We start from the raw sequence: 14,127 nt of genomic DNA on the forward strand, positions 1-14,127 counted from the left end.
ACTCATCATGAATGGTAACGGAGACAGGGGTCAATTATGCGCAGGAGCCAGCAGTCCGACAAGGGCTGCTGGCTTAAGTGCTGAAATTACGAGGAGATTTCGCGCGTTTTCGCGGTGCTTGTACGATTATCCAGCGTATCGACAAGCTGTTTTTGATCGAGCTCTTTTACCCATTTAGCCACCACGATCGTCGCCACACCGTTACCGACCAGGTTGGTCAACGCACGCGCTTCGGACATAAAACGGTCGATACCCAGAATCAACGCCAGCCCGGCCACCGGCAGATGGCCGACCGCAGAAAGCGTCGCCGCCAGCACGATAAACCCGCTGCCCGTCACTCCTGCTGCGCCTTTGGAAGAGAGCAGCAACACCACCAGCAGCGTAATCTGGTGGACAATATCCATATGGCTGTTGGTGGCCTGCGCGATAAATACCGCCGCCATCGTCAGGTAAATGGAGGTTCCGTCGAGGTTGAACGAGTAACCCGTTGGGATCACCAGCCCCACCACCGATTTACGGCAGCCCAGCCGCTCCATCTTCTCCAGCATGCGCGGCAGCGCAGACTCCGACGAGGAAGTGCCCAACACAATCAGCAGCTCTTCGCGGATGTAGCGGATAAATTTAAAGATATTGAATCCGGTCACGCGGGCAATCGACCCCAGCACCACCACCACGAACAGGATACAGGTGACGTAGAAGCAGATAATGAGCTGCCCCAGTTGCACCAGCGTACCGACGCCGTATTTACCGATGGTGAAAGCCATCGCGCCGAAAGCGCCAATTGGTGCCAGGCGCATGATCATATTGATGATGCCGAAAATAACCTGCGAGAAGCTTTCAATAACGTTAAAAATCAGCTGGCCTTTGTGGCCCAAACGGTGCAGCGCAAAACCAAACAGCACGGCAAACAGCAGCACCTGCAGGATATTACCGCTGGCGAAGGCACCGATAACGCTGGACGGGATCACATCCAGCAGGAAGTCGATAATCCCCTGCTGTTTTGCCTGCTCGGCATAAACGGCCACGGCTTTTGCATCCAGCGTCGCCGGATCAACGTTCATTCCTGCGCCGGGTTGCACCACGTTAACAATAATCAGGCCGATGATCAGCGCCAGCGTACTGACGACTTCAAAGTACAGAAGCGCAACCGCACCGGTGCGACCTACAGCCTTCATGCTTTCCATACCGGCAATACCGGTAACAACCGTACAGAAGATCACGGGGGCGATGATCATCTTGATGAGCTTCACGAAGCCGTCACCAAGAGGTTTCATCTGCGCCCCGATGTCAGGGTAGAAGTGGCCAAGTAAAATACCGATGGCGATTGCCGTCAGAACCTGAAAGTAGAGACTTTTAAACAGGGAGGTTTTCATAAGGTGTCCTTGAAATTAAAACCTCAGGCTTTTTAGGGCTTTCATTAAGCCTGCGGTTTAAAAATAACACCCGATAAACATGACAGAAATGAACTTACATCAAATCAGAAACAACAATGTTAAAAGTTTGAACTGACTCGCACAACCTCGTAACAATTTAGGATTTTTCAACCCTTTCCGAAGCGGCAAGGTAGCGATGTTCAAACTGATCCGCCGACGTTGCACGATCAAATAAAAAGCCCTGCGCCACTTCCACGCCAGCCGCCGCCAGCCACTCCCGCTGCGCCTGCGTTTCTACGCCTTCGGCGATAATGTGCAGCTCCAGGCTACGCGCCAGATGAATGATGGCCGACACCATGCTGTCGTCTTCCGGCAAACCTTCAACAAACATTTTATCGATCTTCAGCATATCCACCGGTAGTGATTTCATATGATGAAGTTGACTCAGACCAGCATAGCCCATGCCGAAATCATCCAGCGCAATGCGTACCCCGGCATTACGCAGCGGACGCAGGATCTCCACGGCGGCTTTCGGGTCATCAATATGGCGACTTTCCGTCACTTCAAGGATCATCGTCTGCGGGGCGATTCGGTAGCGATTCAACAGCGCCAGCATGTCCGGTACCATATCGTGATGCAGCAGTTGGATTGCCGAGAGATTGACCGACAGCGGCAACATAATGCCGCGCGACTGCCAGGCGGCCAGCAGACGGCAGGACTCTTCCAGCACCCAGTAACCAACGGTCACCATCAGGCCGCAGGATTCAATGCGTTCAATCAACCCCTGCGGTAAATCCCAGCTCCCATCAGGCTGGCGAACCCGCAGCAACGCTTCCGCGCTAACCAGTTCACCGCTGTCGATCGCCACCTGCGGCTGAAGCCAGAGCGCAAATTCTCCCTGATCGAGGGCGGTGAGGATATCGCTCTCCTGCGTTAACCGCTGCTGCGCCAGCTCCATCTGCTCAGGATCGAAGAACTGGATCTGGTTTTTCCCTTTACGCTGTGCGCTGGTCACCGCGGACATGGCGCGATGGTAAATCTGCCCGGCGCTCAGATCGCCATAAAACATTGCCACGCCGATATTGGCGTTAGGCCGCAATTGAATACCGTTCAGTGGAACACGTTCATTAATGACAGTGAGTGCTTGCTTACCTAACGTCATCGCATGCCACGGTTCCTGAACGCCGTTGGCAATAATGGCAAAGTCATAACCGCTGACCTGCGCCAGCATCATGTGTGGAGAAAGCACCGATTTCAGCTTCTCAACCAGCGTGACCAGCAGTGCTTCACGTTGGGATTCCTGCAACACACCGGCGGTGTCGCGCAGCGTTTCGCAGGAGACAATCATCAGCGCCGTCGGCTTTTGCCGGGCCACGGTTTGCTCCAGCATCGCCATCAGGAACGCCTTGTTGGGCAGCTCCGAAACCGGGAAGCGGGTAGACTGGATATTCATCTCTTCAAGCTGGCGCAGCAGCATCTGCTGGTTGCGGTTGTAGTTGCGCACCAGAACGCCGATTTCATCATCAAAGTGGTGGCCGGGCAGCGTTAACTGGTGACCAATGCTTTCCTGCGCGGACAACGCGTTCAGTTCGGCAGAGAGTTTGCGCAGCGGATGGACGATCAGCCGGTTAATGCACCAGGTAATCGCCACCGTAATCATCAGCGACAAAAGTAAGTAAGTCGTTACTAACATAGAGAGCGTGCTGAGGATAAATTTGTAGGTGCGCCAGGAATCCGCCTGCAACACCAGATACGCCAGCGGCTGCGGGTTCGCCGGACGCTCAAGCGAGTAAATCGGCAGCGTAATCTGGATCGGTAATTCGAAAAAGCGGGTGATGGTGATCGGCACCGGATGTTCCGCAATAAAGCGTACGCGCAGCGCCTGAAATTGATTCGGCAACACCACATCCGCCCGGCTGACCACGCCCGCCGGTTTAATCTGTTTCAGGATGGTTTCCGCTTCGGGGATATCGGCTTTCAAAATGGCCGCCGAGAGCGGTTCACGCACAGAGCGGGCAATGCTTTCCAGTTGCGTAGCCGTGTTATAGCGATTCTGCTGTAAGAAGTGAAACAGCAAAATAACGCAGAAAATAAAAACAAACACCATGGAAACACAGGCAACCATGGCCATCTGTTTAATGGTTAAAGAACGGCTGACACGCAAAATTACTTCTCCAGAGACACAAAGCCATGAGTTCAGAGCTAACACAGTAAACTCTGACGCCAGAGTATACTCGATCGCAATGCGGTTAGATAAACGGGCTGATAGATCGTTTTCGCGGGCGAAACAACGGCAGAAAAGGAAGATAACAGTTTGAATATCTGGCGGTTAAGCGCGGTATCGACAGCCTGTCTTTACCGCGTATCCCGCCAGGAATGTTCTTGTATTACCAGTCAGCGTACGGCGTCAACGGCTGCGGAGGCATATCCATATCGCCCTGCCAGCCCGCCATTGAATACCGCACGAACAGAATGCCGTGGCTTGGAGTGTAATCCTTCGCCTGCTGAATATCGATGCCAGCACCAATTGACCAGTGCGACGTGACGCGCCGCTCCACCAGCAACCTTGCGGTATAACCGAAACCATTCGAACTGCTGCCCGCGCCTAAATTATCTTTATCCGCATACATTGCCGTACCGTCCGGGAAGAACTGGTTATCCGGGATCAGGTTCTGCAACGGATAGCGCAGAATCGAATCGGTCTTCGAGTGCGACCACGAGACCGAACCACCCAGCTCCCACGACCAGTTTTCCGTGCGTTTGCGCCAGTTGACCGGCAAAGCAAAGGAGAGGTATTGCTGCGGACTGTAGTAACCGCCCTGGCCGAACGAATAACCGCTCAGATCTTTATCGTAGTGCCACAACATATTGTTGACGCCAATGGTCAACCGCTCGTTGTTTTTGTTGATCAGCTTGTAGTAGTAACCGGTCATCCAGCGAACGCGCCAGTTATCTTCGACGTTTTTACCGGTGAGAGTGTCGGCGTTCAGGCTCGACCAGACGCCGTTAGCTTCACCTTTATCGTAACTGATGCTGACCCCGCCGCCGGTCGCGCGTACGCCGCCCCAGGTGGTGCCGGTATTCGGGTCTTTCTGCCCGGCAAAGGCCAGCAGTGAGCTGGAGATCGGACGCCGGTGCGCGTTAACGGTATAACCAATGGGGCCGAGATCGCTGCTGTAACTCACGCCGCCGACCACATCGACCACATCAAATCCCATCGGCGTGGTGCCGATATCCGCCGCCCAGGTACGGTTTTGCCAACCGACGGCAACGCTCGCGCCGTTCGCGGTCTGGCTGGTGCTGCCGCTACACGGTGTAGCGGAACATGTCCCCCATGTTGGATCGTAAGTGCCATTGGTTGTGGCAAAACTCCCGGCATCCATATTGACGACGTCGGTACGGAAAAACATGCGCCCGTCCGATAGCGGCGCATCAACCTGCAACATGGTGGTGTGCGCTTTCAGGTCAGAATAACCGCCCGTACCGCTGGAACCCCAGTAGTCATGTTGCAGGGTGGCGTTAACATCTTGCTGGCGGTAAAGATCCGCCGCATCGCTGCGCACGCCGCGCTTCAGCCAGTCATCTTTTTCATCGTTGCGCGTCAGTTGGGTAAAGCTGTCGTTATCCGCCGGGCGCGTAGTGGTAATACCGGAGGCGACCATCGCATCTTTCCAGATTTCCAGCGCCTGCTGCGGTTCGCCATTTTGCGCTTCGAAACGAGCGGCATCGCGCAGTACCAGCGCATTCTCCATGGATGGCGGCCGGGATTTAGCCTGCGGTACAAGCGCACTGAAAGCCTGCTGCGCGCTGGCGCTATCACCAAGCGACGCCTGCATCAGCGCAATCCGCCGCTGGGTATTGATGGAACGCGGCTGCGCCGCTGTCGGCGCAGGCAGTTTTGCCAGTTGATCGCGCGCCGCCATCTTATTGCCTTCTGCGGTATACACTTCCGCAAGGCCAAGTAATGCGTCCTCATTGGCCGGTTCACGGTCAAGTACGCGCTGGTAATATTGCCGCGCCGCGCTGAAGTCACCGCGCTGCTGCGCCCAGTCAGCCAGTGTTGAATCAATACGAGTGGAAGCGGGTTGCTGGTTTAAGAAGGCAATCGCCTGCACTTCGTCGCCGTTGTCCCGTAACCTGTTCGCCTTCTCCAGTAACTGGTTAGCTTGCAGCCGGTCGGCCAGCTCCTGAATATTGCTGTTCCATTTTGCTTTCGGCAGCCCGTTGAGATGGTTCAGCGCCGCCAATTCCTGATTATTGCCCGACAGATAGAGCCCGTAGGCAAAGACCTGCTCCGGATCGTCCGGCTTTTGCACAGCCAGCTGGCTCATCAGCGAATCGGCTTCGCCACGCCTTCCGGACTGGCGTAAATCACTGGCCAGTCGATAAGTTATCCAGACGTCGCCGGGCGAGAGTGCCAGCCGTTTACGTTGCAACTCCGCTGCCTGCGCCCATTGCCCCTGGTTTTCCAGCGCTTCGGCCTGCTGCGACAAACGATCGTTGGTCATGCCGCGTTCAATATCGTCAATGCTGCGCCGCTGGCTGGCAGAGAGCGACTGAATAAAGCGTTCTGCTTTTTCCGGCGACTGGGCGCGGTAAATGTTCGCCAGGCCGCGCACCGCATTGCTGTTGCCGCTGTCCATGCGCAATGCCTGACGATAGAAACCCTCTGCCGCCGCGTTATCCTTGCGTGCCACCGCCGCATCGCCGAGGCCCAGCACCGCATAGCTGTCGGTGTTATCAATGCTGCGTGCTTGCTGGTAAAGCCGCTCGGCCTGCGCCGGATTATTGGCTTTCAGCGCCGCATCACCCTGCTGGATCAGCAGCCAGTAGCGGTTCACTTTCAGCAAACTTTCCCATTTGCTGCGGCTGCCGCTCGTTGGATCCATGGCGATGGCTTTCTCAAACTGCGTGACCGCACGGGCGCGATCGCCCCGCTGGGAATACGCCTGCCCCAGCGCGCCCACGGCTTCACTGTCGTTATGGTTAGCGTTAACCGCTTGCTGCAATTCCCCCACCGCCTGCGCACCTTTACCGGCATCCACTGCCGCAAGACCCGTGGCGCGAGCGCGAAACGCCGGATCGGCCATCTGTTTTTGCTGCGTAGCCAGCAGCGTACGGGCGCTGTCAACGGCATCGCCCGTACTGAAGATCGTCAGAAAATGCTGCAACGCTTTCACGCTGGCATCACTGACCGGCATGTTCTGAAGTTGCTGATACCAGAGTGTGGCGGCAGCATTGCGTCCATTGCTCGATTTCGCCATCTGCTCCAGCACAGCATAGCCTTCCACGTCATGACCATCGGCAAACAGCAGCTGCGCCAGCGAGTTTTGCAACTGATCGTTGCCGGGATAACGGGCGTTCAGCCGTTTCAACTGATTCACGGCTTCCGCACGGCGCGCCGGGACTTTCGACACCAGTACCCAGTACTCGACCGCCAAATCGCCATCCGGCGTATGACCTTTAAACAGCGCATCGTAGGCGGCAATTGCCTCCTGCGTATGCCCGGTGGTGGCCTGCAAACGCGCCTGCTGCAACGCCTGACGCCCCTCCGCCGTGGAGAGCGACATCGCAAGCAGAGAGGACTGGTAAGCCGCGGATTCCGGTGCCAGTTGCTTCATCCGATCGAGCTGCTGCTGCGCGCCGGCATTGTCGCCCTGGCGCAGCAAATAGCGGAAACGGGCGGCAATCACCTCCGGGTTGTTCGGATCGATCAGTTCAAGGCGATAGAGCGACTGACGAACTAAATCTTCGCGTTTGGTTGTTTCCCCCAGGCGCACCTGATCCAGCAACTGTTGCTGCGCGGCGGTATCCGCCGCGCGCGCGGCTGGCGCCAGCGCGAGGCCAAGTGAGAAACAGAGAAGACTTACTGTGAACTTACGCATTCCTGGCCCCAGTCAGGTTGTAACTCACCACGAGGGGTGAAACGAAAACGGTGCTCATCCCACCCTTGTCCAAACAGGGTGAGAACATAGCTGTAGTAGGCATCGTCACCGGGAAAATGGTCTGCGACGTTCTGCCGCTGCCGGGCCTGGGCATCACGATCCTGTAAAAATGGCAACAGTGCCGCGGCAAAACCGACCGGCCCGTTACCCTGGATCTTGCCGGTCGCTATATCCACTTTTTCCGGGGGCACGTTATTTTTCTTTGTGACCGTCGCCATCGGTTTAAACTTCGCCAGCAACCGCGCTTTCTGCGTGTCGTTGTCATTCAGCATGCCAGCCCACAAATAGACGCGAATCGCATCGTAGCTTCCGATCAGCGTCTTTTCGCTTTTAAGTTGCCAGCCCTGCCCCTTTTGATACCGCACCCAGTCCGGCGAAAAGCCTTTTGGCGCGGTCTCCAGCAACAGCCGCAGATTGGTTTCGCGCAGCGTTGTCCAGGGCGCGCCGAAACGGGTGAAATAGCTCGCCAGTTGCGGCGGCAAATAGCTGGGGTTAAAACGCCATGCGCTGTCATCGGCAAAGCCGATTTTTCCCGGCAGCAGCATCAATCCAGGCCCTGGCACCTTCACCACCTCTTCTTTGGCGATGCGGTCTAACAGCGATTTCCCCAGGCGGGTGTAAGCATCGTTTTTCCACAAGCGCCCGGCTTCCAGCAGTGACCAGGCGATCCAGAGATCGGCATCGGAAGCCGAGTTGGTATCCAGCACCGTCCAGCTCTCTTCGTCTTTTTTCCCCCACAGCCAGGCAGGAAGATGGTCGCTGAGCGAGCCTTGCGCCAGGTTGTTTTGCGTCCATTGCAGCAAGTTATCGAATGCCTTGCGATCGTTGGCGGCCAGCGCGAAGAACATCGCATAGCTTTGCCCTTCCGATGTGGTGATTTTGCGCGCATCGCTTGGGTCCACCACCCGTCCGCTATCGCTGATATAGGCCTGTTTAAAATGCTCCCAGGCAGGCCAGGTGCAGGCGGCGCGCGTACTCACCGCCGCCAGCATCAGCGCCATCATCACCACCCAACGTAGCGCCTTCATTACTGATTACTCATGGTCCGAATCAAGGCGGCGGCGGCTGATAATCCGCAGCAAGCGCCACAGTACCCATGCCAGCAATACAACGCTGACCGCAGCCAGAATGGCCAGCAGTACCGGGTGGTTCGCCAGCGCATACCAGATACGCTCAAACCACGGCAAGTGACCGACATAGTAAACATCGCCCACGCGCAGACCGTTAACACCGGATTCACGGATCACCGTCACTGAACCAAAAATCGCCGCGCGTTTACCGCTGTCGTTCATGGCATTGTTCAGCAGTTCGTAGCCGCGCGGGCTGTCCGCCAGCAACGCCACAATGCTGCGCTGATCGTTAAATGGCGACTGGAAGCTAATCACTGCCGCCATTGGGCCATCGGAACTGACTGCCGTTTTCGTATCGGCTTTGCGGTCGGCGGCATCCGTTTCACTCGCCATGAATGGCGACTGGCGCAGCGGCGTTTTCACCCAGCTTTGCGTCGCATTCACCAGCAGGTCGATCTTCTCGTCATTCTTCAACGGTTGCGGAATCGAGCCGATGATCATGATGTCGGCATCTTTGCCCTGCAGCTGGCTGGCATCGCTGGTCAGTTGCATATTAATGGCCGGGAAGCCGGTTTGCGCGCCGATGGTGCCAAGCGTATCCAGCAGCGTACCAACCTGTGCTGTCGTCGGCTGCACCGGAGTGACAATGAGGGTTTGCGACAGATCCGCCATCCGGCTAAACGGGAAGCCTGCATTAGCAAAGGCACGCAGATCCGGCATGGCGATAAAGTGGTAATACTTCGAGAAATCGATAGTTGAGTCGTCGCCAATCACCACGCGGTTCGGTACTTGCTGGAACGTCACACAGTTATCGATGCTGCCGCCCGGCATGGGATTCATATACTGGAAGTCGAAGCGCAACTGGTTGACCGCCCCCAGTTTCAGCGCCGGAATCGACACATCCGTTTTGCTGTCCAGCAGACCTTGCAGTACCGGCAGGCGCAGCAACAGACGGTTCGTGTCCTGGTTGCTGGTCAGGTTGAAATATTGCAGGAACTGGTTATTCAGGCTGATATCCATGCGCGAGCTATCTTTGGTCAACGGCGCGGTATAACGATAGTTGAGATTCATATCGATACCGGTGCTGCGCAGCAGATAGAGGTCCGGCGGCAAGTTCAGCGACACGTTGATGGACGACGGCTCCAGCCCGGTGGACTGCAACTGTTCCTCATAGGTTTTCAGCTCGCCGAAGGTCACCGGGCGGTCAGTACGCACCCAGTTCGGCGCGTCATACGGCTGGCGAGCCAGCAGCGGTTTCACGTCATCCACCGTGACGCTATCGCCACGGAACAGCACGTTCCCCTGAGCGATACCTTTTGCCGCCTGCAACAGATCTTTATCGTCACGCCCCATCACGATCAGCAACTTCACATACGGGTTATCCGGATGGTTGATCATGCTGATGGTCGGCCCTTTCACCGCAGGCGCATCACGCAGGAAATCCGGGCGTTTATCGTTAGTGGCGAAAACAATAGCATTACGATCCGGCAGACTGTTGTAAGAGACCGGGAAAGTCTGGCCGCGCCAGCCGGCACGTGAACCGAACCACGAAGCGATGATCGCCGCAGCCTGCTGCTGCGCGATGTCCGGCGCACCGGCAAAGACCATCGGCAGAGTTAACGCCCGGTTATCACGCGGGTCGAAGAACGGTACCGGGAAGTGGGAGAGATCGTTTTTCAGCGGCAGACTTTGGTAGGTCATCTCCAGCGAACTGCTGCGACCGATATCCAGCCACAGCGTGCTGCTGGCCGGATTTTCACAAACATCACGATAGTGGCCGACAAACTCCAGCCGCACGCGGTTGAAATCGCTAATAAACAGCGGGTTGATCGGCACCTGCGCCAGCGTTTTCTTACCGAGCTGCTCTTTGGTGACCGGCAAAACGCCCATCAACTCATCATTCAGATAAACCTTTAACTGGGATTGTACCGGCAACAGCGATGGCGATGGCGTGTACTCAAGGTTCAATACCGCTTTTGACACCACTTCGTCGCTACGAACGCCAAACTCAACGCCACCGTCCGGGTTAATGCCGCGCAACACCATGCTGCCCGGCGGCGGTGCGATCTGCGCGAAGGTGAGTTTGACGTCGCGGGATGGCGAATCTGTCGCCACCACTGGCGCATTAGCGCCTGGCAGGCCCGGCATCACCTGGCCCACAACATTTCCTGCGGTCGGCGTTGTTGGCGTTAGCGATTCAGCTTGCTGCGGTGCAGGCGTTGCAACCGGATCCGTAGCCGGTGCGACAGCCGGGACATTAGGCGCCGGAAGCGAGGGCGCGGCAGAAGTCATCATCGGAGTCAGGGCGCTTACCCCTACCGCCACAGCACAAATCCAGGAAAGTTTTCTTTTCATCGCGTTTTCATCATTGTTGAGCCAGTCACGTCGTTGGTTGCTGCACGGCCATATTCCGTGCCGGGCGACGCGGAATAAATGACACCACCCAGGCCACCAGATCGGTGAATGAGCGGAAAATCACTTTGACGGACGGCGGAGCAAATTCCGCGAGATGGCGATAGCCGCGGAAACCCAGTTTTAAAATATCAAACAGACTTTCCAGAGGTTTATCTTCCGGGAAGCTGTCCTGCCACAGCGCCCATGTGTCTGCACGGGCAAAGGTACACTGCACAAAATCGATATGTTGTTTGGTGGTGAGCGGCATCAGTTGCAGACCGACCTCATTGCCAATGACACGCGCTACCGTAGTCGGAAACGCATACTCTTGCTGACCACGCTTCAGCAGCAGGTTCACTTTCTGCCCTTCCAGCACCTGCGCCTGGCCATTAATCTTGATGCCCAGACCGCCGTCGGAGAAGTCATGGACGGTACAGGAGAAGAGATGACCATCTTCGCGGGCAATGGCCGCTGGCATGGAGATTTCGACACGGTGCGCGCGTCGCACCTGTTTGCTTTCGACCGATACCGCCACCGCACCGCCAAGAATAACCATGTTGTAGAACACCCAGGCCATACTGACGAACACGGTGAGCACTTCGTTCTCCGGGCCGTAGAAATAGCGCCAGATCCCCACCAGCACACCTACCAGGTTAAGCAGTACCAGGAAGATGTAAGGACGGGAGATCACCCAGTCCACGTACTCCTCTTCCACCAGCCCGCCTTTGGCGGTGACGTTAAATTTGCCTTTGTGTGGGTTGAACAACGCCACCAGCGTAGGCGGCGCGATATACCATGCCAGCACCGTTTCGTAGATCTCGCTCCAGAAAGAGTGGCGATATTTCCCCTGAATCTTCGAGTTCGTCAGGCTGGCGTGAATCATATGCGGCAGCACGAACAGGGCGATCATCAGCGCCGGGGCGTAAATGATGTAGGCATGCAACAGCAGAAACGCCAGTGGCGCAGTCAGAAAGATCAGCCGCGGGATGCCCGATAAGAAGTGGAACATGGCGTTGACGTAACACAGCCGCTGCGGCAGTTTCAGCCCTTTACCAAACAGTGGGTTATCGAGGCGGAAAATCTGCACCATGCCGCGCGCCCAGCGAATACGCTGACCAATGTGCGCCGAAAGGCTCTCGGTCGCCAGCCCTGCCGCCTGCGGAATACGCATATACGCAGAGGTATGCCCAAGGCGGTGTAAACGCAGTGAGGTATGTGCATCTTCAGTGACGGTTTCCACCGCAATCCCGCCAATCTGATCCAGCGGCCCACGACGAATAACCGCGCAGGAGCCGCAGAAGAAAGTGGCATCCCACATGTCGTTGCCGTCCTGCACCAGACCATAGAACAGCGTGCCTTCGTTAGGCGTTTTACGAAAGCGTCCGAGGTTACGTTCAAACGGATCCGGCGAGAAGAAGTGGTGCGGCGTCTGCATCATCGCCAGCTTTTTCTCTTTCAGGAACCAGCCCATAGTCATTTGCAGGAAAGAGCGCGTCGGAACGTGGTCGCAGTCGAAAATCGAGACAAACTCGCCCTTCGCATATTTCAGCGCGTTATTGATGTTCCCGGCTTTCGCATGTTCATGCGTCGTGCGGGCGATATACTCCACGCCCACCATGCTGGCGAACTGGCGAAACTCTTCGCGGCCGCCATCATCGAGGATCCAGATTTTAAGTTTGTCTTTCGGCCAGTCGATACCGAGCGACGCGTAAATGGTGTTTTTCACCACACTGAGATCTTCGTTATAGGTCGGCACGAAAATATCTACCGACGGCCACAACGACATATCTTTCGGCAGCGGCACCGGCTGGCGGTTCAGCGGCCAGGCGACCTGGAAATAGCCCAGCACCAGCACTATCCAGGCGTAAGTTTCGGCAAACAGCAGCACCAGGCCGCACACCAGGCTGACCGGATCGTCCCAGTTGAGGGTTGAGGTATAGCGCCACCAGATATAGCGACAAGAGACAGTCAGCGACAGCACAATCAGCATCAGCGCTGAAAAGCGTCCCGGAATACGGCGCACCAGCAGTGCAACACCCCACAGCAACACCAGGAAAACAAACTGCGCCAGCGGGTTAAACGGCTGCGTAATGCACAGCAGGGCGAGGATCAGCGAAAACACCACAATGACGCCTAAAATAAAGCGCCGCAGGTGCGGGCTGATATGGCTAAGCTCTTTTTTGTGATCGAGATGACCCGTACGATGCGTCACGCGTTCCGGCAAGGTATCAAGCCAGTGATACCAGCGTCCACGCAATGCGCGGATACGGGCAAAACGCTGGCGCCGCGCCGATTTCGGCGGTCCCCAGGGTAATGTCACCAGCAGCCAGAGGCTTTGCAGCAGGTAGCGCGCCGGATCAAGCGGGCGCGGCCGGTCAGGATCGATATGCGGAAACCAGTGCTGCTGTTGTGCCCGTAACTGCTGCCAGCGCGGATGTTCAAGCGGGATAAACAGCCAGGCGAGGATCACCCAGAAGCAGCCAGAAGCTGCGCTGAACCACGAGGCGCCATGCTGGCGATAGTGCTGATAGCGCGCGCGTAAGCGTGCGCTGACCGGCGGAATCAACAACCAGCTGGCGGGACCGCTCATGGCCGGCTCCCCTCTCGCTCACCACCTTCGCGCGGCTTTGCGCAATGTAGCAGGCACCAGTTCGCCAGCGTCACCATCTCTTCTGCGGCCAGCGAGTCGCTGCGGTATTCCCCCAGCGGTTGTTTCGATGCCAGACACTCCGCCAGCGCTTCATCACGATGGATAGTGGTCGGCAGGATGCGCGTCTGGCTTTGCAACCAGACCTGCCACAAATCGTCCTGCAACTGGCTACCGATCCGCAGGTCGTTAATCAGAATATGCGACCCCGCAGGCAGCGGCTGCTGATGCAGGCGAATATGGCAATTGATATCGGGTTTGATAATGGTGAAAACATGATCGCACGCGGCGACGAATTGCCGCGTCAACGGTGAAAAACCGTGCGGCAGATCGATGAGCACCCAGTGATACTGTTGCTGCGTTTTTAACGCCTGTAAAAGAGCAGCAAGTTGGTTTAACGCGTCATGCTGATGAATAACATCCCACTCGTTCGTCGTGAGTTGGCCGAACGGCAATACATCAAGCTGCGAAGTGTAGCGCAAACCGGCATCGCGCCAGTCCTGACCATCAAGCACGGAGCGCGCCCAGCCGCCACGGCTGGCAAAATCGACATTAAATGAAAGGCGCAGCAGATTGTCAGGGCTGGCATCAATAACCAGCACCGATTCGCCTAATAATTGCAATGACCAGGCCAGAGCCGCTGTAATCGATGTTGTACCCACACCGCCGCGGATCCCCTGTAATCCCAAAATGGCCAT

7 protein-coding genes are annotated in these 14,127 nt (G+C 56.6%); all 7 read right to left on the reverse strand.

Going from position 1 to position 14,127, the window contains the following annotated elements:
* Positions 1-86: 86 nt before the first annotated feature.
* Positions 87-1,373, reverse strand: coding sequence for a dicarboxylate/amino acid:cation symporter (locus DK872_RS13325; RefSeq protein ID WP_007369591.1), 1,287 nt, complete (start codon positions 1,371-1,373; stop codon positions 87-89).
* 157 nt (positions 1,374-1,530) lie between these two features.
* Positions 1,531-3,537: a biofilm formation regulator HmsP gene (gene hmsP, locus DK872_RS13330; RefSeq protein WP_237656200.1), complete on the reverse strand. Its 2,007-nt coding sequence runs from the start codon at positions 3,535-3,537 to the stop codon at positions 1,531-1,533.
* 223 nt (positions 3,538-3,760) lie between these two features.
* Positions 3,761-7,258 (reverse strand): cellulose synthase complex outer membrane protein BcsC, encoded by a 3,498-nt coding sequence (gene bcsC / locus DK872_RS13335; protein WP_161518436.1) that lies wholly within the window; start codon positions 7,256-7,258, stop codon positions 3,761-3,763.
* Positions 7,240-8,346, reverse strand: a complete 1,107-nt coding sequence (gene bcsZ / locus DK872_RS13340; protein ID WP_161518437.1) for a cellulose synthase complex periplasmic endoglucanase BcsZ — start codon at positions 8,344-8,346, stop codon at positions 7,240-7,242. Before bcsZ ends, bcsC begins: the two co-directional genes overlap by 19 nt.
* Positions 8,347-8,352: 6 nt before the next feature.
* Positions 8,353-10,743, reverse strand: coding sequence for a cellulose biosynthesis cyclic di-GMP-binding regulatory protein BcsB (bcsB, locus tag DK872_RS13345; protein ID WP_161518438.1), 2,391 nt, complete (start codon positions 10,741-10,743; stop codon positions 8,353-8,355).
* A 25-nt stretch (positions 10,744-10,768) separates the two neighbouring features.
* On the reverse strand, positions 10,769-13,372 hold the full coding sequence (gene bcsA, locus DK872_RS13350; RefSeq protein ID WP_007369586.1) for a UDP-forming cellulose synthase catalytic subunit: 2,604 nt from the start codon (positions 13,370-13,372) through the stop codon (positions 10,769-10,771).
* Entirely contained in the window at positions 13,369-14,127 is a 759-nt protein-coding gene (gene bcsQ / locus DK872_RS13355) for a cellulose biosynthesis protein BcsQ (protein ID WP_007369585.1), read from the reverse strand. The genes bcsA and bcsQ overlap by 4 nt, the downstream gene beginning before the upstream one ends.

Origin of the sequence: Kosakonia sp. MH5 (assembly GCF_009935945.1) — a bacterium.
GTDB lineage: Bacteria > Pseudomonadota > Gammaproteobacteria > Enterobacterales > Enterobacteriaceae > Kosakonia > Kosakonia radicincitans.